A 24,795-nucleotide genomic window follows, 5' to 3' on the forward strand; every position below is an offset into this window, starting at 1 on the left:
ACAAAAATAAATTGCTTCTTATTTAATCAATCTCAGCGCTTCTCTTTTGCTAAGCGAATGTAGTTGGGTTGCTTCAACAAATTGGGAGACCCAAATCGGGTTGGTTTTGCTGTATTCCCTTAGGATCCAACCTATGGCCTTATTGATGAAGAACTCTTTAGATCCGGTAAGATAGTGAATGGTATCGGCCAGGAACTCAGTGTCTACCTCTGCCTTGTACTTTAATTGGAAGAGGAGTACAGAGCGTTGCAGCCAAATGTTCCCAGTGCCTAGCCATTTACTTGTAATCTCGGTTCTTTGTTCCGGGAAGGCTTTAAAATAATTACCTACAAGGTTGGCAGCAATAAAGTCTACGGTATCCCACCAGGATTTGTGCGTTATTAGGTTCTCGAAGAGAAGGTAATCCTCCTTGGCTACCACTTTTAGTTTTTTTTTCGCCAATTCCTGGGCCATATAGTGATTCTCCCGTTCAGGAAGTTTCCAAAGTTTAATGACCAATTCTTTTATGTCGGAGCGCAGCGGCGGGAGGTGTTTTCTAAAAAGTTCTTTCTGGATATCCCTTCTAACGGGCGACTTAAGGCCATAAAATTCAAATTGATCCCGCATATAGGCTTTTTGGCCATGGGCAACTGCCGGATCACCCTCCTTTTTACAGCGCTCTACCCATAGGTTCAAAAAAGTTAATACATCAGAAGTTGCCAAGATCTTGATAATTTCCCTTCAATTCAAATATAGGCATTGAGAACCAGAGACCTTTTCACTTCCATTAGACAGGAACATTATAGTTTACGGCCGAATCATTCTTTTTTCTAATTTTATACAAAATCAACCGATGACCGATAATCACCGATGTAAGAATTGCGACAGTAAACTGGAGCCCTCTTTTGAATTTTGCCCAAAGTGCGGGCAGGAAGTCTCCGATAATCTCACTTTCGGGATACTTTTCAGTAAGACGATCAGCGATTATTTTTCTGTGGATGCTCGATTCTTCAGAAGTTTTATTCCTCTTATGTTCAAACCGGGGGTACTTGCCCGGAAATTTGTCGATGGTAAAAGACTGTCTTATTTGCACCCTGCCCAGTTTTACCTGTTTATCTCCGTACTCTTTTTCTTTCTTTTTTCCTTTAACATCCGCAAAGCTGATAATGAGATGTCTGAAGCACTGAAAAAGGGAATGGACCAATCCCAGGCTGAGATTGTTGCAGACAGTATTCGATTGCGGCCTCAGGATTCCATTCAATTGGCTAAAGCCAAGGATATGCTCCTGAAAAATAAAGACAAGTGGGGGATATCGGATGATGATATGAATGTTATTGATTCCGTAATGACCGAAACTGCAGAGAGTCCCGGGGGCATCAATACCGGAATGACCTTTGATTTTGACAAAGATGTTCTGGATTCCCTGATTGCTATCAATGCTCCACAGGACGAGAAGCTAAAAGCGATGGGAATGGAAGATGACGCCAGCGGCTTTAATCGCAGGTTCTATGAGCAGATGCTTAAATTCTATGTGCAACGGGGAGGAGGAATCCTAACGGCCTTATTTGATACTATTCCCATCGCAATGTTTTTACTAATGCCAATATTTGCAATTTTATTAAAGATATTTTATTGGAAACGCGGAAGTTTTGCCCATCACATGGTTTTCAGTTTCTATTTCTTCACCTTTTTATTTACTGCTTTATGTATTGTGATCCTGGCGAATAAAATAGTTGAAGTGCCGGTTTGGTTGGAAGTACTTCTAACTTTTTCTTACCTCTTTTATTTGATCCTCGCACTGCGAAATTTTTATCGCAGCAGTTGGCTGGGAGCCTTCTTAAAGGCCAATATGATATCCTTTATTTACATGCTAATCATTCTCCCGGTGGCATCTATAGTCATTATTTTTATGGCCTTTATGCTTTACTAGGGACTATTCTATTTTTCGAAATACAAATAGATATACATGGCTGCGCCGAATTCGGTGGCATCTGTGGAGGTAAGTTTCCATCCATCTGCTGAGTATTTATTCAACATATCCTGTATTCCCTTTTTAGAGGATTCCATGATATGATTTCGGCCGGCGAAGAGTTTAGAGTAATAAATCAGCGTTTCAACCTTGTAATGTGTCATTGAAAAAATCTTTTTAATCCAACATAAACAGAGCATTGACCATAAATAGTTTTCCATTTTCCCAAAACCCTCTGAATAAGGGGTTGTCTACCATGTAAACCACCTGGCCACGGCCGTTATTTTCCACCCCAAAAACCAGGGTATTGGCAATACTTTTTTGCGCCTCGCTCCCCGCAAAACCAGACATTGGTTTGGTGTTTTCTTCGAGATAAGCCACGCTGCCGTATTTGAGGTATTCGTATCGGTCATTACCAAGCTTCAGGCTGAAGTAGGTATCACCGTAACCAAAGGCCAGGGGATGCGTTGGATCGACCCTTGTTTTAAAAATGGCGCCTGTGATTTGCTGCTTCATGCGTTCGCGTTGTAAATCTTCATATAAACCCGGATCATCTTCTTTTTCTTTATCGTCTTTTTCATTTTCCCTGGCTTTTATCCCGAATCCTTCTTTCCCGGCAAGAGCGTCAATGGCATTCCCCATGGCGACGAGTCGGCCTCCTTCTTTTATCCAATCCCCAATCTTATTGAGCGTTCTGTCATCGAAGAAGGAACGATAGCCCTTCCATTGGGAAGGATAAGGATATCGTATTCTGAAAGGTCTACCCTGTTAAAGTAATCTGTGTCAAGGATCGTCAATGGATAATTCAATTGTTGTTCAAAAAAGTGCCATACCTCCCCGAAACTCAAGGTAGAAGTGGGTTCACCTGAAAGGACTCCCACTTTTACAGGGTTAATCATCTTTACGTCACTGGAACCAAAATCCTTGCCTTTGTCAACAAAGCCGGTTGAAACCGCCGTTACTTCCTTATTGGGGAATTCGGCCAGGATGTTGAAGAAACTCCGCATACTTTTAGGATCCTGGTTATCGGCTTTTGTAATGATCAGACTTCCCCTTTGGAATGTTTTACCCTCCAGGGTAAATGGTAAATGGGCGGATCTTACTTTAATACCGGCACCCAGAAGTTTGGCCAAAAATCGCGCATCTTCCATGCTGTTCCAATCGGTAACATAGGCGTAAGAGTTGCCAGGTGGATTTGGAGTATTAGCATTATTTTCAACCGATGTAGCATTAATCAGACTTGTAGAGGCTATGGCATTTAATCCATAGGCATAGGGCAGGGACCAGGCAGTTATGTCATAGGTCAGGGAATCACTTAAAACGGCATCGGGTTCAAAGAGGACTTTAACCATTGTACCCTTGGTCTGGTCTGTGGAAACGATAAGGCTTTTGGAGTTCATTTGCATGCTACCGCTTTTTCCAGAGGCATAATCATAACCTTTTACCTGCCCATTAGCTCCTCTCCCGAATTCGATCTGATGTTGTTCCAACAACCTGGAAAGAGCAAGAATATGGTCTTCATTTCCATTGAGTACGTAGCTTTTGTATTTAAAATTCTTAGGGCCATAGAATTTCCTGAATTCCTCGTTGAGTTTTGTATGATTTTGAGAAGCCACTTCCACCGTTGATAGGCCTGTGGTGTGATGATGGGCTATCCTGTCTTTCAAAGTAAGGGTGTCGCCAATACTCGTTTTAACCCCTAATCCGGCACGGCCACTTCCCCCTTGTTCATAGGTCATCCCGATAGCGCCATTATAGGTAGGGTAGGTATCCCCGTAGCTGGGATAGAACAGGTCGAATCGTTCTTTGGTAAAATAAAACCAGCCATTGGCATCAAAGTACCTGGCGTGATTTCTCCCCAAAGTCTCCTGAAAAGAGCGTTGGAAAGGTGTAATCACCTCGTGAAAGGGTTCTGCCGAGGGCGCAAAGAAATACGGATTGTCAATGCCTTGCTCATGGAAATCCACATGGATATGCGGCAGCCAACGGTTGTACATCACCAGCCGTTGCCGACTCTCCACTTGAGTGAGCCAGGCCCAATCCCGATTGAGATCGAACATATAGTGGTTGGCACGTCCGCTTAACCAGCCTTCGTGGTGTTCCTTGCTGTCTGGGTTTACCTGATAGGGGGTATTTTTAAATGAATTGTAAAAGTTAACATATCGATCCCGGCCATCGGGGTTAATGCAGGGATCAATGATGACGACAGTGTTTTCAAGATAATCCTTTTTACTGGTCAGTAATTCGTAAATGGTTTGCATGGAAGCTTCTGTACTTACACTTTCATTACCGTGCACATTATAACTGAGCCAGACAATGGCTTTAGAGGCATTCCCTCCTCCTTTTGTGCTTTTCAGATGTTCAGTTCTAATTTCCTCGAGCTGTCGCAGGTTCTCCGCAGAGGAGACATAAGCCAATAGCAGGGGTCTTCTTTCGTTGGTTTTACCATAAGACTTCAATTGAACCAAATCGGGTACGGTAGCCGCCAGGTATTCGTAATATTCAACTACCTGGTGGTGTCTTGAAAACTGTGTCCCGAGCTCGTAACCCAGAAAGTCGGAGGGCGACTGAATAGTTTGAGAAAATGTAAAAAACGGGAGAACGAAAAGAAGGAATAGGAATTGTTTTTTCATAAGAATGATCTGCAATGAGAATCTCAAATCTAAGGATTTAAATTGAAATGTTCTCAGCCTCATAAGAGTGAAGATTTGGCATTAATAAAGGTGAAGATTTGGCATTAATAAAGGTGAATATTCAGGAGAATAGGGTTGTTCGTATCGCAAATTTGGTATCAGGATGGAAATTGAAACAACTTAACGTATTTTTAGGAATTGAAAAATGCCAGAACCTTATCTTTGGAAGGCAGTAACCCATCAATATGCACTTAGAAGGAATCCCATTCCGAAAAACCGGGTATTTTTCCGACATTATCAATGACTACCTGGATGAGTCACCCTCCCTGAGACCCTTCTACACCAGATTCCCGTCAATAGATTCTTTTAAGCCACAAATAACAGAAAAGCAAAAGGCATTTTCTGAAAAGCAACGCGCTGTTCTGGTTGAGGCCTTGCAATCCCAATACAAAGAAGTATCGGCATCTGCCATAACAAAGAAAAACCTTAAACTACTACAGGAAAACAACGCCTTTACTGTGGTCACCGGACATCAGCTCAATCTTTTTACAGGACCCCTATATTTCCTGTACAAGATCATTTCTACCATAAATCTTTGTGCGGCGCTTAAAAAGCATTATCCCGAATATCATTTTGTTCCCGTATACTGGATGGCGACAGAAGATCACGATTTTGACGAGATCAACTTCTTTAATTTTAAAGGGAAAAAACTGCAATGGAACAGGGAAGCAGAAGGTGGGGTAGGTAAATTATCGACAAAGGGCCTCAATAGGGTCCTCGAGATGTTTACCCTGGAAATGGGCCAGGGGAAAAATGCTACAGCTCTTAAAACTCTTTTTAAGGAGGCTTATCTCAATCACGCAGATTTGACGTCCGCCACCCGTTATCTGGCTAATGAATTGTTTGCGAAAGAAGGCCTTGTCATTGTAGATGGAGACGATGAGTCCTTAAAACGACCTCTAATCCCATATATTAAAAAAGACTTATTTGAAAACACGGCTTTTAAGGAGGTTTCGAAGACTATCGAGAAATTGGGAGCTGTTTCCGAGGCCTATAAAATACAGGTCAACCCCAGGGAGATCAATTATTTTTATTTAAAAGAAGGGCTTCGGGAGCGGATCATCGAAAAGGATGGGCGATATTTTGTGAATAATACTTCTCTGGAATTTACAAAAGAGGAAATTTCTGAAGAAATTGAACAGCACCCTGAACGATTCTCCCCTAATGTGATCGCACGCCCTCTTTATCAGGAGATAATTCTACCCAATTTATGCTATATCGGAGGTGGAGGTGAAATCGCCTATTGGCTCGAATTAAAGTCGTTTTTTGAGGCCGTGGAGGTTACATTCCCTGTTCTCCTTTTGCGTAATTCTGTTTTGGTAATATCTGAGAAACAGAAAAGGAAGATTAAAAAAATGAAATTAGAGGTGGCTGATCTCTTTTTGGATCAGAATCGCCTGATTAACAAGAAAATTAGGGAGATTTCAAATATTGATATCGATTTCAGCCCTCAGAGAAATCATTTGAAAGAACAATTCAAAGATTTATACACCCTGGCGGAACAAACAGATAAATCTTTTCTGGGTGCAGTGAAAGCACAGGAAGTGAAGCAGCTAAAAGGACTTGACAAGCTCGAAAAACGACTGCTAAAAGCTCAGAAAAGAAAGCTGAAAGACCATGTAGTTAGAATGACCGACATTCAGAACGAACTCTTTCCTAACCAATCCCTGCAGGAACGCAATCTAAATTTTTCAGAGTTATACTTAGATATTGGGGAGGAATTGATACCTATGCTTATTAAATCCCTCGACCCGCTTCACAAAGAGTTTTACGTCCTGCAATTGCCCTGATCTATTTCTATTATTGACGGTTTTGCTCAGGGAACGATAAATTCTCCTTCCCATTTATCACCTTCCCGGGAATAATTCACACGAATGTGATTGGGCCTTTTCAATTGCAGGTACTCTATTTTAAAAGGGATGATTTCAATGATGGCAAAATGATCTGCATCTTCCAGGTAATCTAATTGATCGGGGCCGGAGAGACTTGTTCCCGGTGTAGATACAGTGGTATAGTCTTTCCGAGCCTTGGGATCTATATTTTTCCAGGCTTTAGATTTTGCTTCTTTGTCATCAACTGCCTTAGCAACTCCTTCAATTCGTATCTGAGTAAGGGTTTGCGGGTTGTAGAAGAGCAGGCCAACATTTTTATTTTCTTGTAAGTGAATCATTTTTTTTGACCTGCTATCTGTGTAGAAAATGAGATTCAGATCGTCTGCAAATTTCCGTAACACCACGGTCCTCAATCTTGCAACACGCTCGAGACCCACCGTAGCAAGGGTAAAATACCTAAATGGGTGATTTTTTTCAGTAGCACCTTTGCGGAGTTCAGTCTTGATTTCCTCTAAATAATTTTGAATCATCAACGCAGTATTTAAGTACTAAAGATAAAAATTTTGAAGTTGAGGTAGGGTTTTTTTTATATGAGTTGTTCTATAATAAATTGCTTTGAAAAAGAATTTTAGCAGAGTGTCATAAAAATTCATGTGTTTAGGTTGGTTTTTGATTTGAAAGCCCTGACCGTAGGGGTCAGGGCTTTTCTTTTTATTCCTTCTGGCCAACCATAATCGTCCTTGATTCCATGAATTTAATCAACCTCATAATCGAGGCGCATGGTAATGGAAGCCGTTTTTTTCTTTTCAGAGGTATTGTAAACACCGCCCCAACTGTATTCTTCATCTGAGTTTTGCCCGGTAATTTGAAATACGCCCATTTTTGCAGAGAGGAGGTCTCCTAATTCTCCACCGGCATTTTGCGCTATTTTTTCAGCGCGTAGGCGGGCATCTTCTGTGGCCTGTGCGATCATTTCAATTTTTAAATCGGCCAATTGTGTGTAATAATACCTCGGGGGGAGGAATTAAATTGGACACCCTTATTAAGTAATTCAGTGATCTCCCTCGCCACTTGCTCAATGAGGTACACATCATCAGATTCTATTTTCACGGTCTGGGTTAAGGCATAGCCGCGAAATACACTGCCTATATAATTTCCGTTGTCGTACTTATTATCCCTTTGTTCGCTGGTCTGCACAGAATTGAAGATAATATTCTCTTCGGGGATACCTTTGGCTATTAAATAGGATTTAACTATTTCCTTGTCTTTGTTGAGCTGCTCAAAGGCTGTTTTAAGATTGGTGTTGAAGGTTGAGAAATACCCTTCCCAGACAATCAGATCCGAAACAAAATTTTCATTTCCAAGTCCGGTGACTGAAATGATCTTCGGTGGATTCGCCCTATCCTTGTAAGCATTTCCCAGAAAAATAGACGCTGTAATAATGGCAATGCCAAAAATAAGAGCGGATGTATATTTCATTTTCTCTACGTTGATAACCGAGTAATAAATATAGAAAAAACTTGGTCTCAAAATAGCTCAAATTGCTATTTTTGCCCATGCAAAACAACGTCCTTATCCTTGATTTCGGATCCCAATACACCCAGCTCATTGCTCGCAGGGTTAGAGAACTCAATATATTTTGTGAAATTAAGCCTTATAATCACCTTCCGGAAGATCTTTCGGATTACAAGGCCGTAATCCTTTCAGGCTCTCCGTCTTCTGTGCGATCTGACGAAGCCCCGCATCCTGATCTTAAAGATATCAAAGGAAAAATTCCTTTGCTGGGGGTCTGCTACGGAGCCCAGTACATCGCCCACTTTCACGGGGGTAACGTAGCACCTTCCAAAACAAGGGAATACGGCAGGGCCAGACTATCGAAGATTAAAGAAGGGGAGCCTTTCTTTAAAAATATTACCACCGGATCCCAGGTTTGGATGAGTCATTCCGATACGATACAACAACTCCCTCCCAAAGCAGAATTATTGGCGAGTACGGCAGATGTAGACATCGCTGCTTATAAGATCCCGGAAGAAAAGATATACGCCATACAGTTTCATCCGGAGGTTTACCATACCAAAGACGGCAAGCAATTGCTCGAAAACTTTCTTGTAGGTATAGCCGGACTGGAACAAACCTGGACGCCCGATGCATTCGTTGAGACAACCGTAGAAGAATTAAAGAAGGAAATTGGGAGTGAAAAAGTAATTTTAGGACTCTCCGGAGGAGTAGATTCTACTGTTGCTGCTGTTCTTTTGCACAAGGCCATAGGCAAACACCTGCATTGTATCTTTGTCAACAATGGCCTTTTGAGGAAAAATGAATTTGAAGAAGTCCTCGATCAGTACCAGCACATGGGGCTAAACGTGAAAGGTGTGGATGCTTCGGCACGCTTTTTGGATGCCTTGGAAGGAGAAGAGGATCCGGAGAAAAAGCGAAAGATCATCGGAGGAGTTTTTATTGATGTTTTTGACGATGAATCACATAAGGTAGAAGATGCCAAATGGCTGGCTCAGGGTACGATTTACCCGGACCGGATAGAATCTGTATCAGCATCAGGTGGTCCATCGGCAACGATAAAAAGTCATCACAATGTGGGTGGCTTGCCCGACTACATGAAATTAAAAGTCGTGGAACCTTTGAAAATGCTCTTTAAGGATGAGGTGAGAAGGGTAGGGGCCACATTGGGCATTGCTGATGAGCGCCTTGGAAGACACCCCTTTCCGGGACCGGGTCTGGCGATTAGGATTCTGGGAGATATTACCCGGGATAAAGTGGCCATTTTACAGGAAGTTGATGCTATTTTTATCAACGGTCTGAGGGAATGGGGATTGTACGATGATGTTTGGCAGGCAGGTGCCATGTTGCTTCCGGTACACAGTGTGGGAGTGATGGGTGATGAGCGTACCTATGAAAAATGTGTTGCGCTCAGAGCAGTAGAAAGTACCGATGGAATGACCGCAGATTGGGTAAATTTACCCTATGAATTCCTTCAAAAAATGTCTAACGACATAATAAATAAAGTTCCAGGGGTAAATCGGGTGGTTTACGACATAAGTTCCAAGCCTCCGGCAACCATAGAGTGGGAATAAACGTATATACCATGATGAAAGTACTGAATTGTCTTGTTGTGCTGTTATTATTTGCCTTTCAGGTTCAGGCGCAACAGTTTAAAACACACGCAGTTAAAGAAGGTGAAACGCTATACAGCATTTCAAAACTCTACCGCGTTACCCCTTTTAATATTCTCAAATACAACAAGGAGATTAAGCAAGGTGACGTCTTAAAGCCGAATACGATTCTTGTAATCCCTCTTCAGGCAAGTGTATCTGACACAAAACCACTGCCTGATACTTCGGGTAATACGCCCGCGGTATCAACAATAAACGACCAGGAGGTTCAGCGTGAACCCGAACGTTACAGAACTCACAGGGTACGGAGGAAAGAGACGCTGTATGGGATTTCGAGGAGATATGAAGTATCCGAAGATGAATTAAAAAGGTATAATAAAGAATTGTACAGTATGCCTTTAAAAAAAGGTATGCGTTTGCAGATCCCGGTTTACCCTGAAATTGAAGAGGATCCCAACCAGATAAACCCGGAAGACTTTGAAGCCTATATCGTCTCTCCTAAAGAAACGAGATGGAGTATTGCGCATAAATACAGAATTACTGTGGATAGTTTAGTGGCGCTGAATCCTTCGCTCGATAAAAACAATAACTATCTGGCCGTGGGGCAGGAATTACAATTACCGAAACTACCGGGAAGTACCGTTGAAGGACAGGAAGTACAACTTTACGTTTCCTATACCGTCCCACCTAAGAAGACGATGTACAGCCTAAGTGGAGAATACGGAATAACTTCCGAGGAGATCATCAAATTAAATCCGATGATTCTTGAGCAAGGTGGATTAAAAGAGGGAATGGTTCTGCGCTTACCTGAAAAGAAAATTGAATCTGAAGAAGTCAATACAGATAATTATATCTTTTACGAAGTTAAGCCAAAGCAAACCGAATATTCCCTCACACGGCAACTCGGTATAGGATACAGTGAGTTACTTGCGCTGAATCCGGATTTATCACGCGGACTCAAGGCCGGAATGGTACTGAAGCTGCCAAAGGAAAAAGCCGGTACCCTGGAAGTGAGAAATTCCCTAATCCTTGATAAAATCAATCTTCTAGACAGTATCAGAAGGGAAAACCGCCCATCTCTGATGGTGTTACTTCCTTTTAGGATGAACCGATTAAAACTGGATAGTATCGCCAGTGTAGAAAGAAGCATAGAACGCAGCAATGCCTTAAAATACAGTCTGGGATTATACAGCGGGGCTTTGGTAGCGATGGATTCGCTGGCCGACTTAGGGATTTCGGTAAAAGTGAAAACCATCGACACGGAATTAAGCCGTGAAAAGGTTCGCGCTATTCTCGCAAGGGAAGACCTGTCAGGGGTAAATGCAATAATTGGTCCTCTGCAGGCTGAAGTCCTTAAAGAAACCGCGGTTTACGCAGCTGCTTCAGGGGTTCCCATTGTTGCTCCATTGAGTGCGCAAAGCGATCTTGAGTTGCCCAATGTGTTTTTCTCTGTCCCCTCAGACAGTATTTTGCGCCAGAAGATGCTGGATTATATGGAATCCATACGGACCGATCAGAATATCATCGTCATTAACGATTCTAAGAACGATTCGACCCGGGTACGCATACAGGAAAAATTTCCTTCAGCGAAAGCACTGAAGGTGTTGGAAGACGAAAAAAATATTTCTGTAGACATCGAAGCCCTGACCAACTTACTCAGTATCGAAAATGAAAACTGGGTACTTTTAGAGACTGATAATTTTAAACTGGTGTCCAGTGTAAGCTCGATTTTAAATTCTGCAATTTCCGATACCACTCAGGTGAGGATGTTCACCACTAATAAAAACCGGGGCTTTGAAAATGATGTGATCTCGGTTTCACATTTATCCAAACTCAATTTTACTTATCCCTCTATAGACCGGGAAGTAGGGAATGATGCCTTTGTGAGGAGGTACAGAAGGCGTTTTGGCGGTGATCCCGATAAATACGCCTTAAGAGGATTTGATCTGACTTTTGACCTGTTACTAAAATTGGCATACAGGCCTAATTTATTTGGTACGGCAGGCCTAATTGGTCTAACGGAATACAGCGGCAATAAGTTCGACTATGTACAGGAATTCACGTCGGGGTACTTTAACAGGGCGACTTATATCATGAAATATGAAAATATGCGGGTAATGCAGATAACTTCAGCTTCAAATGACCTCTAGAGTAAAGTACACCGGTGATCTCAGAACGAATTGCGAGCATCTTGCCTCGGGAAATCAATTTATTACAGATGCCCCTGTGGATAATAATGGACTAGGGCAGGCATTTTCACCTACCGATACCGTGGCAACTGCATTGGCCAGCTGCATGCTTACAGTTATGGGAATTAAGGCCAAAGGATGGGAAGCTGATATGGTTGGAGCTTATGCCGAGGTTACCAAGCACATGGCATCAGACCCAAGACGAATCAGCAAAATAGAGCTTGAAATACACATGCCGGCAGGTTTTTCAGAGAAACATCGCGTGATACTGGAAAATTCGGCAAGAACATGTCCGGTTTTATACAGCATACACCCGGATATCGAAAAAATTATAAACTTCCATTGGAAAAACGATTAACATCCCTGGGAATCATTTTCTTTTTCCTCTGCCTGACACAAGTATATGGCCAGGAAGACGGATCTATACTCTGGGATTCCTCTCACCGACTTAGTTGGACCGACTTTAAATCTCCTCCTCCTGCGAATTCAAGAATAGCCGCAACAACGGCAAGTGGTATTGCATATCAATTCTCTGCATTGGAACAAGCCGGTAAGATGGAAGTTGACTGCAGCATCCAGGCCTATTTCTATCCCGAGGCGTCATGGTATCGTCCCGAGGTAGCCACAGACAATATTCTTAGTCACGAACAACTCCACTTTGATATTTCCGAACTTTATGCCCGAAAGATGCGAACCCGGGTGCAGGGGTATACTTTTTCCTCAAATGTAAAGGCTGAAATGAGAAAGATCTACAGCGAGATACTCAAAGAGCTCAGGGAGTTTCAGTCGCGTTACGATGAAGAGACAAATTATTCAAGGGCAGTTGAAAAGCAGGTAGAATGGAATGTCATGATCGCGAAAGCCCTCAATAAAACTTCGGGTTAAACATCACAGATCTGAATACCTTGATTTAAGGAAGCAATTTTATCGTCCCAACTGGGGATAAATTCCTGAGCGACAAACCCCTTAAATCCGGTCTTAAGAATGGCCTTCATTATGGCCGGGTAATACAATTCCTGAGTTTCATCGATCTCATGCCTCCCTGGATTTCCCCCGGTATGATAATGCCCAATATAGTTGCTGTACTCTTCTATGGTTCGGATCACATCACCTTCCATGATCTGCATATGGTAGATGTCATACAGGAGTTTGAAATGCTCAGACCCAAGGGCGTCACATAAGGCTACTCCCCATTTGGTTCTGTCACACATATAGTCTTTGTGGTCTACTTTGGAATTGAGCAACTCCATGTGCAAAACCACCTTGTGCTTTTCTGCAAGGGGCATAATTTTTTTCAAGCCACTCAGGCAATTTTGCAAGCCTTCTTCGTCACTTATTCCCCTTCTGCTGCCACTGAAACATATGAGGTTTGTATAACCCGCGTTGGCAACCTTTGGGATCATTTCGGAGTAGTTCTTAATAAGTTGTTCGTGAAACTTAGGGTCACACCAGCCATCGGTTAAATTGATCTCGGCTCCCCAGCACATCGAAGCGTGGATATTGTGTTTTTTGAGTAAAGGCCAGTCCTCAGGTCCTACCAAATCAATGGCTTTCACCCCCAAACTACTGAGATTAGAAAGGAATTGGTCTAGGGGAATGGAACCGTAGCACCAATAACACGCACTGTGGTTGATATTGCCTTTAAGTTCTAAGGGATGAATACCAGGACCGTCTTTTCCCCAGATCTTTGGGGCAGCTACTATCCCGGCCGATACCGTAGCAGCCGATGTTAAAAATGACCTCCTTCTCATAATTCACGTATTTTGCTCCTTCTCAAATGTAAAAGAATTAATTTTAAATATGGAATTGAGACCGGAGAAGGAAAAGTTAGTTGCACTGGCGCATTACAAAATGCCCTTTGGTAAATTTAAGGGGCGTTACCTGGTGCAATTACCTGAAAGCTATTTGCTCTGGTTCAGGCAGAATGGCTTTCCGGATGGCAATTTGGGATTTATGATGAAACAGGCCCTGGAAGTCAAGGAAAACGGCTTAGAACCGCTGTTGATCAAGATCCGAAAAGATTTTCCAATGGATTCCCGGTGATTTGCCAAAGCAATTTGTATCTTTGAATCCCGTAACCAAGAAGCGCGAGATGGCAGCTACAAAATACGTTTTCGTTACGGGGGGAGTAACTTCTTCACTGGGCAAAGGAATCATTGCAGCCTCACTGGCTAAACTTCTTCAGGCACGTGGTTATAAGACAACCATTCAAAAATTGGATCCCTATATCAACGTGGATCCCGGCACTTTAAACCCTTACGAACACGGCGAGTGCTATGTTACTGATGATGGCGCTGAAACCGATCTGGACCTGGGACATTACGAGCGATTCCTAAACGTGAAAACTTCTCAGGCCAATAATGTCACTACAGGAAGGATTTATCAAAGTGTAATTGAAAAGGAACGAAAAGGAGAATTCCTGGGAAAAACCGTTCAGGTAATTCCCCATATTACCAATGAGATTAAAGAACGGATTCAGCTCCTGGGTAAAACGGGGGAATACGATATAATAATTACGGAGATCGGTGGTACTGTTGGGGATATAGAATCCCTGCCTTATATAGAATCTGTAAGGCAATTACTATGGGAATTAGGTGACAATAACGCCATTGTTGTTCATTTAACTCTGGTTCCATTCCTTTCCGCAGCCGGCGAATTAAAGACCAAACCGACTCAGCATTCAGTTAAAACGCTGATGGAAAGTGGAATTCAGGCCGATATTCTGGTATGCCGTACAGAGCATGAATTGTCTGATGAGATCAAAGAAAAATTGGCGCTGTTCTGTAATGTGAAACGCGAAGCTGTTATTCAATCTATAGATGCATCTACGATTTATGATGTTCCTATCCTGATGCAGGAAGAAGGCCTTGATACTGTAGCCCTGAAGAAGTTGGCATTAGCTGATGATACGGCGCCTGACCTTGGTCAATGGCATGAGTTTCTCGACAGACATAAACACCCTAAAAGTGAGGTCACTGTAGGACTCATAGGCAAGTATGTGGAATTACAGGATTCTTACAAATCGATCCTGGAATCCTTTATTCACGCAGGAGCGATCAATGAAGTAAAAGTAAATGTTAGGTCTATTCATTCCGAGTATATTACCAAAGCCAATTTTGAACAAAAAATGAAGGGATTAGACGGCATTTTAGTCGCTCCCGGATTTGGGGAAAGAGGAATAGAAGGCAAGATCAAAGCAGTTCGTTACGCCAGAGAAAATGGAATTCCCTTTCTTGGGATTTGTCTGGGGATGCAGATGGCGGTGATCGAATTTGGTCGTAATGTATTGGGATTGGAAGGAGCCAATTCAACCGAAATGGATGAAGAAACCTCTTATCCTGTAATCAGTCTTATGGAAGAACAAAAGCATATTACCAATATGGGGGGTACTATGAGGCTTGGCGCCTGGGATTGTGACTTAAAGGAAGGAAGTTTGGCTTCCAGGATCTACCACGGACAGAATCGCATATCTGAAAGGCACAGGCACCGTTATGAATTCAATAATGATTATAAAGAACAGTTTGAAAAAGCAGGTATGGTGGCTTCAGGGATCAACAGTGAGACTCAACTGGTTGAAATCATAGAGTTGCCAGACCATCCATGGTTCGTGGGGGTACAATATCACCCGGAATACAGAAGTACAGTAGCAAATCCACATCCATTATTTGTTGGATTCATCAAGGCGGTTCAGCTTCATAAAAAACAACAAACCAATGCCAGTATGGCATAAACTCCACAATTGGGCCTATATTTGCAAACCCGTAATTAAGATACCTCTCCCATCTCTGAGATGGACGATGAGAAGGTAGATACGACAGATATTAGATGGAAGAGAAAAAATTAGACCTTAATTCGATAATCGGCTTTGTCCTGATCTTTGGGATATTACTTTTCTGGTTTTACCAGAATCAACCCACACCGGAAGAAATTGAAGCCCAAAAAGCACAGATTGAACAGCAGCAGGAAGCTGAAAATGCTACCGAAGCAGAGGTTAGTCCAGCAGCAGTAGATAGTCAGCCTGTAAATTTACAGGACTCCACCTCCCTGGCAGACTACAGAAATGCCATGGGAGAATTTAGTTTTACTTCAGTTTCAGAAGGCGTTACCGTGCTGGAGAACGATGTGCTGTATTTGGAAATCAACAATAAAGGAGGGCAAATTACCGAAGCCAGACTGAAGGAATTTATTACCTACGATTCTATTCCGGTTTATTTAGTCAAAGACGGAAACGCGACCTTCAATCTCAATTTTATGACCCGCAACAACAGGGTTATCAATACAAAAGATCTCTTTTTCGAGCCTTCACTCAGCAGCAGTGGTGAGAATCAGTTGTTATCTATGAAAGCGAAGGTAGGGCCTCAGCAATTCCTCGAATATCGCTATGAGATTAAACCCGGGGAGTACCTGGTTGGTTTCACCCTTCGCTCACAAGGTCTCAATAATATTTTTAACAACAGTCAGGCCGTAAATCTCAATTGGAGGCTCAAGGGGATTCGCCACAATAAGAGTATTCAGTACGGGAACCGATATACACGTCTAACCTATAACCACGAAGACGGGAAGGTGAGTAAATTATCGGAAACCAGTGACGATGAAGAAACGGAAACCGACATAAAATGGCTGTCTTACCGACAGCATTTTTTCAGTTCGATCCTCACCACCAACACCCCCTTTGAAACGGCTGAACTTACTTCAAAGAATTTAGTGGAAGAAGAGAGTAAGGAAGCCCGGTTTACAAAAGAGTACTCAACGACCGCTCCTTTACAATTAGAGGGAGGCGAGTTGTCCTATGCCATGAATTGGTATTACGGACCAACTGATATTGACGTGCTGGAGAAATACAAAGATCTGGGACTGGTGGAATCTATCCCATACGGATGGGGTATTTTCGGTTGGATCAACCGCCATATCTTTACGCCATTCTACGGCTTTTTAAGCTCTTTTCTGCCCTTCGGGATAGCGATTGTTGTGATGACAATTATCGTACGACTATTAATGTCTCCGGTAACTTATAAATCATATCTCTCCCAGGCAAAGATGAAGGTTTTAAAGCCTGAGATCACAGAACTGGGTGAGAAGTACAAGGACAATGCTATGAAAAAGCAGCAGGAGACCATGAAGTTGTACAATAAAGCCGGGGTGAGTCCGATGAGCGGATGTGTACCCGCCTTGCTACAGCTCCCCATCTTCTATGCCCTGTTTATGTTTTTTCCAACTTCTTTTGCCTTGAGACAGAAGTCGTTCTTATGGGCCGAAGATCTTTCTTCCTACGACACTATTGCCCAATTGCCGTTCAGTATTCCTTTTTACGGTGACCACGTAAGTCTGTTCCCAATTCTGGCCTCTATAGCGATTTTTATCTATATGATGATGACAACAGGACAGAATATGCAGACTCAGCCGGGGATGCCCAATATGAAGTTTATCATGTACTTGTCCCCTCTGATGATGTTGTTCTTCTTTAACAACTATGCGAGTGGATTGAGTTTGTACTATTTTGTTTCCAACCTCATTACCATCTTTATCATGCTGGCCATTAAGCGTTTTATCCTTGATGAGGAAAAAATCCACGCACAGATTCAGCTTAACAAGGCAAAGCCGAAGAAGGAAAATCGTTTCCAGAAGAAGATGAGAGAGATGATGGAACAAGCAGAGCAACAGAAAAAAAATAAGTAAACCTCCATTAGTACTTACAATTCAGGTCTTTAGTATTGCCTATTTGCTTGGGAATGTATACTAAAGGATATCCCCTTGCGTTTTGGATTTGATGATTAAACCTTTTTCCGAACACACAGTCCTAGAAGAATAACATAAAATCAAACCCATGAAAAACTGGAAACTTATTGCCAGCGCTTTTTTATTGATGTTTTTTGTCCACAGTCCCGAGGTTGAGGCACAAGTTGCATCCCGCAGGACAAATACAGTAGTAAGAGTAAAACGCGCTAAAAAAAGAAAAGTACGAAGGAAAAAACGAAGAGTAAGACGCAGAACATTACGGAGGTTGCCGGCCAATACCAGGGCGAGAGTCTGGCGTAATGTATCTTATTATCCCGTAGGGGGTATGTATTACGTAGCTCGTAGAGGAGTATACGCAAGGGCATTCCCACCCAGAGGATTCAGGATCAGGACCGTACCAGGAGCCCTTACTCGATTGATGGTAAGAGGGGCGGTGTACTATTATTCAGCAGGAGTTTTCTATCGAAATGTCGATGAGGAGTACGAAGTTGTTGCAGCACCGGTAGGGGCAGTGATCAACGAACTACCTGAAGATGCAGAAGAGATGGACTTTGATGGCATCACCACTTATGAACTAAATGAGACCCTTTACAAGGCGATTGATGACGGCTATGAGGTTGTCGATTTTATGGATGGTGACGAATAGATAAACATACATCTACAAAATCAAAAAGCTCCCATGAAAATGGGAGCTTTTTTTTGTTGGTTATGTTTGGTAAGATTTGGGATTCCAAATATGCAGTATTTGAAACCTTTTTAAAAAGTTTAGTTGTAAAGCCTTTGATTTTGTATGCTAACCGTTTTGATTTTGTTGTTTGAGGTCTACGCGAGATTCGTTTGGTTTATCACAATAAAAAAATGGCTGCACAATGCAGCCATTTTTATGAACGAAACAAAATGAATTAATTAGTTGTTTGTATCTGGTATCATTACCTGGTTCAGAACATGGATCACTCCATTTCCGGCTTGCACGTCTACGGCAACAATTCCAATGCCGGTAGCTCCGGATCCGTCGGTGACGTCAGCGATGTTGTCTCCCGTTCCCGGCAGGTTAATAGTGATATCGTCTCCTTCCAGTGTACCGGCCATGATTCCGTCTGTAAGATCTCCAGATCTTACATTTGCTCCTGCAACTACGTGGTGTAGCAATACCTGAGTTAAAACTGATTCTTCTGGGATTTCAGTCAGCGCATCAAAAGCTGCGTTTGTTGGCGCGAATACTGTAAAGTCCGGATCAATCATATCGCCATTTCCTCCTTCTGTTCTGGATAGGATTCCTGCGAAATCAGTAGCTGGTGTTAATTCGGTAAGCGCAGAAACCAGAGTAGTGAAGTTTGGATCTGCAACAGCGAAAGTAACTACAGTTGGTACGTCAATAACAGCGGTAACAGCGTGAATTACTCCGTTAGTAGCAACGATGTCTGCAATAGCTACATCGCTCACTCCGTTTAGTGTTACACCACTATCTGTATTTATATACAGACTTAGGTTGTCTCCATCGGCATTTGTACCGGCAGTTGTAACATATGAGTTGCTAAGTGCTGTTGAAAAAGCAGCAGTTCCTACAATTACATGGTTAGAAAGTATGTTTGCCAAATCATTTCCGTTAGGATTGGTGAAGGCAGTAAAAGCATCATTTACAGGTGCAAAAACAGTAAATTCTGTAGTGTCATCAGATAACAAATCTGTAAAGGTAGTATTTCCCCCATCTGTAAGTGCTCCAACTAATTCTGTCAGGCCTGAGTTTGCTACTGCGTGGTCTACGATATTAGGAAGTCCGATAACGGCATCCACTATATGTACTACTCCATTGGCTGCATCTACATCGGCTGCAGTTACATCAGAGATTCCGTTGATGGTTACTCCGCTAGCCGTATCTATATATAGACTTAAATTTGCCCCTGCGGGTCCGGCTGTTGAAAGTGAGGATACGTAAGTAGTGCTTAAACTAGAAGAAACAAATTCTCCTTCAACCACGTGGTTCAATAATACCTGGGTAAGAACATCTACAGGAACGTCCTCTAAAGAGGCAAAATTATTTGCCTGTAAAAATGCCTCAAAGGCAGCATTTGTTGGGGCAAAAACGGTAAAGGGTCCGTCTGCTTGTAAGGCTGCTACCAGGTCTGCTCTTTGTAATGCAGAAACTAAAATACTGAGATCTTCAGTAGCTATGGCCAGATCCACAATATCTGGATCTGTAGATACGATTATTGGATCGTCTCCATCGTCATTTGAACAGGAAGTCATAAAGACGACTGCCAGAAGAAGTAGGCCGGTTTTGATAAATTTTGAAGTTGTTTTCATTGCTTTTTTATTTTTTAGTGTTTAACGAAATTAATATAAAGATTAAACAAAAAAAGAAGATTATTAAATCTTTAACAGCTTTGAATTCTTGATAATAGATAATAAAGCTTCTATTTTATTTAGGCTTGAGTGGTATGCACTACCAATTATTCAGATGACGATCATTTTTAATAGTTGCTTTTGTTTAATGATAATTAATAAAAGATTAACAATATATATTAAGGACATCACCTTTTTACACTCTTTTGAAAAGACATCAAGGCCTACTTCCTACGCAATATTTTGTATTTTTGCACAGCGAATTAAGCAGGATGAAAAAAGTAGTTGTCGGACTTTCAGGAGGAGTGGATAGTAGTGTTGCGGCCTTCCTCTTGAAACAACAGGGGTACGAAGTCATTGGCCTTTTTATGAAGAATTGGCACGATGATTCGGTCACTATTTCCAAAGAGTGTCCCTGGCTTGAAGATAGCAATGATGCATTGATCGTGGCTGAAAAACTGGGTATTCCTTTTCAGACTGTCGACCTTAGTGCCCAATACAAGGAAAGGATAGTAGACTATATGTTCCGCGAATACGAGATGGGCAGAACTCCTAACCCGGATGTTTTGTGCAACCGGGAGATCAAGTTTGATGTTTTTATGAAAATTGCGCTCGATTTGGGTGCCGATTTTGTGGCGACCGGGCATTACTGCCGAAAGGGCGAAATCAGGGATAACCAGGGGAATGTACATTATCAACTTTTGGCGGGGAAAGATCCCAACAAAGACCAATCCTATTTTCTTTGCCAGCTTTCTCAGCAGCAATTGGCCAGGACGCTGTTTCCCATTGGGGAACTCATCAAGCCTGAGGTACGTGCAATAGCCGCAGAACATAATTTGATTACAGCCGAAAAGAAGGATTCTCAGGGACTGTGTTTTATTGGTAAAGTAAGGCTGCCCGATTTCCTTCAGCAGAAACTAAAACCTAAACGCGGCGACATCGTAGAGGTACCTGCCTCTGCTCTGCATTACCATAATGGTATACCACAATTTGAAACCAAGGCCGATGAACTGGCCTATCATTCTGAAAAACCAGACTATAAATTGCAAGATGGTACAGTGGTTGGAGAACACCAGGGAGCACATTACTTTACTATAGGGCAGCGTAAAGGTCTGGATGTAGGAGGAACAAAAGAACCGCTGTTTGTGATTGGTACGGATGTAAACTCAAACATAATATATACCGGACAGGGAAAGTCTCACCCTGGACTTTACCGAAGAACCCTGTTTGTAAAAGAAGATGAGGTGCATTGGGTAAGGCCTGATATGGCTTTAGATCCAGACCAAAGCCTAGAAGTCATGGCCAGGATACGATACAGACAACCCCTTCAAAATGCTAAGTTGTACAAAGTAGAGCAGGGGATGTATGTCGACTTTGATGTAAAACAGTCGGCCATCACTGAAGGACAGTTTGTAGCCTGGTATATAGGCGAAGAACTCATCGGTTCGGGAGTGATTTCTTAACCAACATCCATAATTACCTTATCTTGTCTCTTTCAGAATTAAATACATATGTCGAATAGGATTACTCAGCTCTTCGGAATAAAATACCCTATAATTCAGGCAGGTATGATCTGGGCCAGTGGATGGAAACTTGCCTCTGCAGTCTCAAATGCAGGTGGTCTCGGATTAATTGGTGCCGGGAGTATGTACCCAGAAGTACTGCGGGAACATATTCAAAAATGTAAAGAAGCCACTTCCAAGCCCTTTGGAGTAAATGTACCCATGTTATATCCGGATATTGATAAACTCATGGAGATCATTGTTGAATTGGAGGTGCCTATTGTCTTTACCTCTGCCGGCAATCCCGCAACGTGGACATCCTTTCTAAAAGAAAAGGGAATCAAAGTAGTACATGTGGTAAGCAGCGTAAAATTTGCGCTTAAAGCTCAGCAGGCAGGTGTGGATGCTGTAGTAGCCGAAGGTTTTGAGGCCGGGGGTCACAATGGAAGGGACGAAACCACTACCTTGGCATTGATCCCTGCTGTAAGGGAACAAATCCAGATTCCATTGATTGCCGCCGGGGGGATTGCCACCGGGCGCTCTATGCTTGCAACGATGGTCTTAGGTGCGGATGGAGTACAGGTGGGAACTCGTTTTGTAGCCTCAGATGAGGCCTCTTCACACATACGCTTTAAGGAAAGGGTGGTTGCCGCCAAGGAGGGTGACACCCAGCTTACTTTAAAAGAGCTGGCTCCGGTTCGCATGTTAAAGAATGAATTTTTTGAACAGGTGCAGGAAGCCTACAGACGTTGTGCCACCCCAGACGAGCTAAGGGAATTACTGGGCAGGGCCAGGGCTAAACGCGGGATGTTTGAAGGCGACCTGGAGGAGGGTGAATTAGAAATAGGACAGGTATCGGCTGTGATTCACGATATCAAGCCCGCCGCGCAGATCGTAGAAGAAATGATGGAAGAGTATCAAAGTGCGATACAAACCTTAATTCAAAAGTAATTCAATATCATCTTTCAATCGTAGTATTTCGTCTGAACGGGTGCCATTGTAAATCCCCCTGATTTGCCTTTGAGTATCAACCAGGATAAAATTGGGAGTATGGATAAAATCCTGTAATCCTCCATCACCCTCATCAAGGACAGCAAAATAACTTTTACGGGCGAGGTCATAAATATGCCGTTTATCTCCGGTGGTTATATTCCATTTTGAACTGGAAGCATTATGCATTTTAGCATATCGCTTGAGTACTTCAACACTATCTAAAGTTGGGGTAACCGAAATAGATAGTAATTGCACCATGTCATTATCGTAAAAAATTGTCTGCAACGCCTCCATATTTTTCGTCATCAAGGGACAAATACTCGGACAACGGGTGAAAAAGAAATCAACTACATAAATTTTACCGTCATAGTCTGCATGGGTAATGGTATCCGCATTTTGATTTATCAAACGAAAGTCTTTTACATAATATCCTTTGTTCACATCCTGATAGTCAAGATCTACAAGCATTGGATTAAGATCCGCAGGGTTGTAGATCTTAGGTTCATTAGCAGTATTTGAACCCCGAAAATAGAGTAGATATATGGCCAGCCCCGCTATGCAAATGACAGTAGGGAGGAGGATTTTATTTAATTTCATAACTCAATATTACAATACCGAATTACTTATTTCGATATCTGCATCCTTCCATACGGCATTAAATTCTTCCTGAACCTGAATGGCTTCTTGCAACTTTCCCTGCCCTTTCAGACTTTTATAAAGCCCCATCAAAGACCAACCATTTTGACGAAGAACTTTGAGATCTTCTCGGTAAATTTTCTCAGCTTCTTCATATTCTTCGGCTTCAAGTAATATGGCGCCGAGGTTTTGTCTGGTCGGTATATGCCATGCGGCAGGTTCCGTATAGGTCAGATTATCTTCTGCTGCCACCGCCTTCTTCAAATGGACTATTGCGGTGGGATAATCCTTTTTCAAGGAGGCTAATTCACCGGCAATTACTTCATACGCTATATCAGCGATGGATGCTGAGCTGTTATGAGCTGTAGCAATTAGATCCTTAAGTGAATCGTCTTCACGTAATTTCGAAAGAGCCTCGAGCTCTTCTTCTGCCTCTTTTGCATTTCCTTTTCTGATAAAAGCTATACCTCTGGCATAATGACGAATCAGGTTTAAATGCTTGATCTCGGGATTTGGACTTGGAATAGTTAAAATGTCATTCCATTTGCCAAATCTGGTATATGCCAGATATGGTGTAGCTGCAAAGTCCTGAAGAAAGGGCATGTTTATTAACTCGCCTTCAGGTACTTTTTCTGCCGTCTTTTTAGCGGCATCAATGGCAATATCACTTGCACCCAGAAGGCTGGCAGCCGACCACAAAAAATGGATGTTATGCGGATAATAGCCAAGTGGATACATCCCTTGTGAATAGCATTGTGAAATATAGTCCTCGTCTGCCAGTATAGCTGCCTGATTTGCGGTAACGGCGTCTTTATATCTTCCTACTCGTATATAAATGTGCGAAGGCATATGAACAATATGTCCTGCCGCTGGCATCAGGGATCCCAGTTTGTCTGCACTTGGAACGGCCATGTCCGGGAACGGAAGTTCTACCATATGTATATAGTAGTGATGTGCCCCGGGATGATCAGGATCTATCTCCATAGCAATCTCCAATGCTGCCTTGGCTTCGGTAATATTGGCTGAAGGGTTACCATTCTTATCCCAGTAATTCCAGGGAACGGTATTCATAACTGAGGCAGCATAAAGAACTTGTACATTAGAATCCTCGGGATATTTCTTTACGATTTTTTCCATAGCCTCCATATAGGCTTTATTAAGTTCTTGAGTATTTTCAGTTAAATCAGTACTGTACCTATGTGTTAGCGCTTCAATTAATGCCTGTTCCTTCTGCGTCGCTGTCCTCATCCCTTTAACGGCTTTTGCAATCGCTTCATTATATTTCATTTTTCGTTCATCCAAAGGTTCTGGATCGTTAATATTTGGTCCCAAGGCATAGGCCTGACCCCAATAGGTCATTGGAGATTTTGGATCTAGCCTTGAAGCTTCCATAAATGATCGATGTGCCTCTGCATGATTAAAGGCATAGGTTAGTCGCAATCCCTGATTAAAGAATTCCTGTGCTCTGGGATTGGAAGTGGTAATTGGAAAATTAAGCGTACCCAAATTTTCAAAAAGTGGAGAAATTTGTTGAGTAGTATCTACACCCTCGAGTAAAAAGTTCGCTACAGTACACTTAATTGCTCCGTAAGAAGCAAGTTGTGAAGGATCTTTTATAGATTCTTTTGGCAATAAAAAATACAAGCATAATAGTAAGCCCGCTATTATTGCGGTAAATTTTACTTTAGTGTTCATAATAGTGATTTTGGTTGGTGGTTATGTTCTGATGCTATATCTATGATACAGAGTCACTTAAGGTACAAAATATTTAGCTTGAAGTAGTAAAGGAATAGCT

Annotated in this window: 21 protein-coding genes and 1 pseudogene; 12 read left to right on the top strand and 10 right to left on the bottom strand. The window is 42.3% G+C overall.

Going from position 1 to position 24,795, the window contains the following annotated elements; translation table 11 throughout:
• Positions 1 to 18 precede the first annotated feature (18 nt).
• Positions 19 to 702, bottom strand: a complete 684-nt coding sequence (locus EQY75_RS03725; protein ID WP_246019983.1) for a DNA alkylation repair protein — start codon at positions 700 to 702, stop codon at positions 19 to 21.
• Between the two features lie 130 nt (positions 703 to 832).
• On the opposite strand from EQY75_RS03725, the gene EQY75_RS03730 reads away from it, so the two are divergent.
• Entirely contained in the window at positions 833 to 1,909 is a 1,077-nt protein-coding gene (locus tag EQY75_RS03730) for a DUF3667 domain-containing protein (RefSeq protein ID WP_129602990.1), read from the top strand.
• Between the two features lie 8 nt (positions 1,910 to 1,917).
• Here EQY75_RS03730 and EQY75_RS03735 read toward each other — a convergent pair whose 3' ends face one another.
• On the bottom strand, positions 1,918 to 2,112 hold the full coding sequence (locus EQY75_RS03735; RefSeq protein WP_129602992.1) for a DUF4177 domain-containing protein: 195 nt from the start codon (positions 2,110 to 2,112) through the stop codon (positions 1,918 to 1,920).
• 13 nt (positions 2,113 to 2,125) lie between these two features.
• Positions 2,126 to 4,581 (bottom strand): annotated as a pseudogene (locus tag EQY75_RS03740) (M14 family metallopeptidase).
• A 245-nt stretch (positions 4,582 to 4,826) separates the two neighbouring features.
• Between EQY75_RS03740 and bshC the strand changes: the two are divergent.
• Positions 4,827 to 6,431 carry a bacillithiol biosynthesis cysteine-adding enzyme BshC gene (gene bshC / locus EQY75_RS03745; RefSeq protein ID WP_129602993.1) on the top strand — a complete coding sequence of 535 codons (1,605 nt, stop codon included), beginning with the start codon at positions 4,827 to 4,829 and terminating at the stop codon, positions 6,429 to 6,431.
• 26 nt (positions 6,432 to 6,457) lie between these two features.
• Here the strand turns inward: bshC and EQY75_RS03750 are convergent, their stop codons facing one another.
• The 3 genes from EQY75_RS03750 to EQY75_RS03755 all read right to left on the bottom strand — a co-directional run bounded on the left by EQY75_RS03750 (position 6,458) and on the right by EQY75_RS03755 (position 7,952).
• Entirely contained in the window at positions 6,458 to 7,003 is a 546-nt protein-coding gene (locus tag EQY75_RS03750) for a pyridoxamine 5'-phosphate oxidase family protein (protein ID WP_129602994.1), read from the bottom strand.
• Between the two features lie 224 nt (positions 7,004 to 7,227).
• Positions 7,228 to 7,467 (bottom strand): SIMPL domain-containing protein, encoded by a 240-nt coding sequence (locus EQY75_RS14420; protein ID WP_342774044.1) that lies wholly within the window; start codon positions 7,465 to 7,467, stop codon positions 7,228 to 7,230.
• The gene (locus tag EQY75_RS03755) at positions 7,455 to 7,952 is read right to left on the bottom strand and encodes an SIMPL domain-containing protein (RefSeq protein ID WP_342774045.1); all 498 of its coding nucleotides are present in this window, start codon (positions 7,950 to 7,952) and stop codon (positions 7,455 to 7,457) included. The genes EQY75_RS14420 and EQY75_RS03755 overlap by 13 nt, the downstream gene beginning before the upstream one ends.
• Before the next feature lie 77 nt (positions 7,953 to 8,029).
• On the opposite strand from EQY75_RS03755, the gene guaA reads away from it, so the two are divergent.
• Genes guaA through EQY75_RS03775 form a run of 4 tightly spaced genes read left to right on the top strand, consistent with a single transcriptional unit; the run spans position 8,030 to position 12,675 of the window.
• Entirely contained in the window at positions 8,030 to 9,562 is a 1,533-nt protein-coding gene (gene guaA / locus EQY75_RS03760; protein ID WP_129602996.1) for a glutamine-hydrolyzing GMP synthase, read from the top strand.
• 11 nt (positions 9,563 to 9,573) lie between these two features.
• The gene (locus tag EQY75_RS03765) at positions 9,574 to 11,751 is read left to right on the top strand and encodes a LysM peptidoglycan-binding domain-containing protein (protein ID WP_165200509.1); all 2,178 of its coding nucleotides are present in this window, start codon (positions 9,574 to 9,576) and stop codon (positions 11,749 to 11,751) included.
• A complete protein-coding gene (locus tag EQY75_RS03770) occupies positions 11,741 to 12,148 on the top strand; it encodes an OsmC family protein (RefSeq protein WP_129602999.1) in 408 nt (135 codons plus the stop codon). Before EQY75_RS03765 ends, EQY75_RS03770 begins: the two co-directional genes overlap by 11 nt.
• Positions 12,133 to 12,675, top strand: a complete 543-nt coding sequence (locus EQY75_RS03775) for a DUF922 domain-containing protein (RefSeq protein ID WP_246019984.1) — start codon at positions 12,133 to 12,135, stop codon at positions 12,673 to 12,675. Before EQY75_RS03770 ends, EQY75_RS03775 begins: the two co-directional genes overlap by 16 nt.
• Here the strand turns inward: EQY75_RS03775 and EQY75_RS03780 are convergent.
• Positions 12,672 to 13,541 (bottom strand): hydroxypyruvate isomerase family protein, encoded by an 870-nt coding sequence (locus EQY75_RS03780; protein ID WP_129603003.1) that lies wholly within the window; start codon positions 13,539 to 13,541, stop codon positions 12,672 to 12,674. The genes EQY75_RS03775 and EQY75_RS03780 overlap by 4 nt on opposite strands.
• A 49-nt stretch (positions 13,542 to 13,590) precedes the next feature.
• Between EQY75_RS03780 and EQY75_RS03785 the strand changes: the two genes are divergently transcribed.
• The 4 genes from EQY75_RS03785 to EQY75_RS03800 all read left to right on the top strand — a co-directional run bounded on the left by EQY75_RS03785 (position 13,591) and on the right by EQY75_RS03800 (position 18,172).
• Positions 13,591 to 13,833: a DUF3820 family protein gene (locus EQY75_RS03785; RefSeq protein WP_129603005.1), complete on the top strand. Its 243-nt coding sequence runs from the start codon at positions 13,591 to 13,593 to the stop codon at positions 13,831 to 13,833.
• A 49-nt stretch (positions 13,834 to 13,882) separates the two neighbouring features.
• Positions 13,883 to 15,520, top strand: a complete 1,638-nt coding sequence (locus EQY75_RS03790; protein WP_129603007.1) for a CTP synthase — start codon at positions 13,883 to 13,885, stop codon at positions 15,518 to 15,520.
• Between the two features lie 95 nt (positions 15,521 to 15,615).
• Complete coding sequence (gene yidC / locus EQY75_RS03795; protein ID WP_129603009.1) at positions 15,616 to 17,466, top strand: membrane protein insertase YidC; 1,851 nt, start codon at positions 15,616 to 15,618, stop codon at positions 17,464 to 17,466.
• Between the two features lie 148 nt (positions 17,467 to 17,614).
• Positions 17,615 to 18,172, top strand: a complete 558-nt coding sequence (locus tag EQY75_RS03800) for a DUF6515 family protein (RefSeq protein WP_129603011.1) — start codon at positions 17,615 to 17,617, stop codon at positions 18,170 to 18,172.
• Between the two features lie 260 nt (positions 18,173 to 18,432).
• On the opposite strand, the gene EQY75_RS03805 is transcribed toward EQY75_RS03800, so the two are convergent.
• Entirely contained in the window at positions 18,433 to 19,830 is a 1,398-nt protein-coding gene (locus tag EQY75_RS03805) for a fasciclin domain-containing protein (protein WP_129603013.1), read from the bottom strand.
• Positions 19,831 to 20,141: 311 nt separating this feature from the next.
• Between EQY75_RS03805 and mnmA the strand changes: the two genes are divergently transcribed.
• Complete coding sequence (mnmA, locus tag EQY75_RS03810; protein ID WP_129603015.1) at positions 20,142 to 21,332, top strand: tRNA 2-thiouridine(34) synthase MnmA; 1,191 nt, start codon at positions 20,142 to 20,144, stop codon at positions 21,330 to 21,332.
• A 48-nt stretch (positions 21,333 to 21,380) separates the two neighbouring features.
• Positions 21,381 to 22,322 carry an NAD(P)H-dependent flavin oxidoreductase gene (locus EQY75_RS03815; protein WP_129603017.1) on the top strand — a complete coding sequence of 314 codons (942 nt, stop codon included), beginning with the start codon at positions 21,381 to 21,383 and terminating at the stop codon, positions 22,320 to 22,322.
• On the opposite strand, the gene EQY75_RS03820 is transcribed toward EQY75_RS03815, so the two are convergent.
• Complete coding sequence (locus EQY75_RS03820; protein ID WP_129603018.1) at positions 22,308 to 22,961, bottom strand: SCO family protein; 654 nt, start codon at positions 22,959 to 22,961, stop codon at positions 22,308 to 22,310. The genes EQY75_RS03815 and EQY75_RS03820 overlap by 15 nt on opposite strands.
• Before the next feature lie 9 nt (positions 22,962 to 22,970).
• Positions 22,971 to 24,695 (bottom strand): hypothetical protein, encoded by a 1,725-nt coding sequence (locus EQY75_RS03825; protein ID WP_129603020.1) that lies wholly within the window; start codon positions 24,693 to 24,695, stop codon positions 22,971 to 22,973.
• Positions 24,696 to 24,795 lie beyond the last annotated feature (100 nt).

The sequence above is a fragment of the Muriicola soli genome, from assembly GCF_004139715.1.
Lineage (GTDB): Bacteria > Bacteroidota > Bacteroidia > Flavobacteriales > Flavobacteriaceae > Muriicola > Muriicola soli.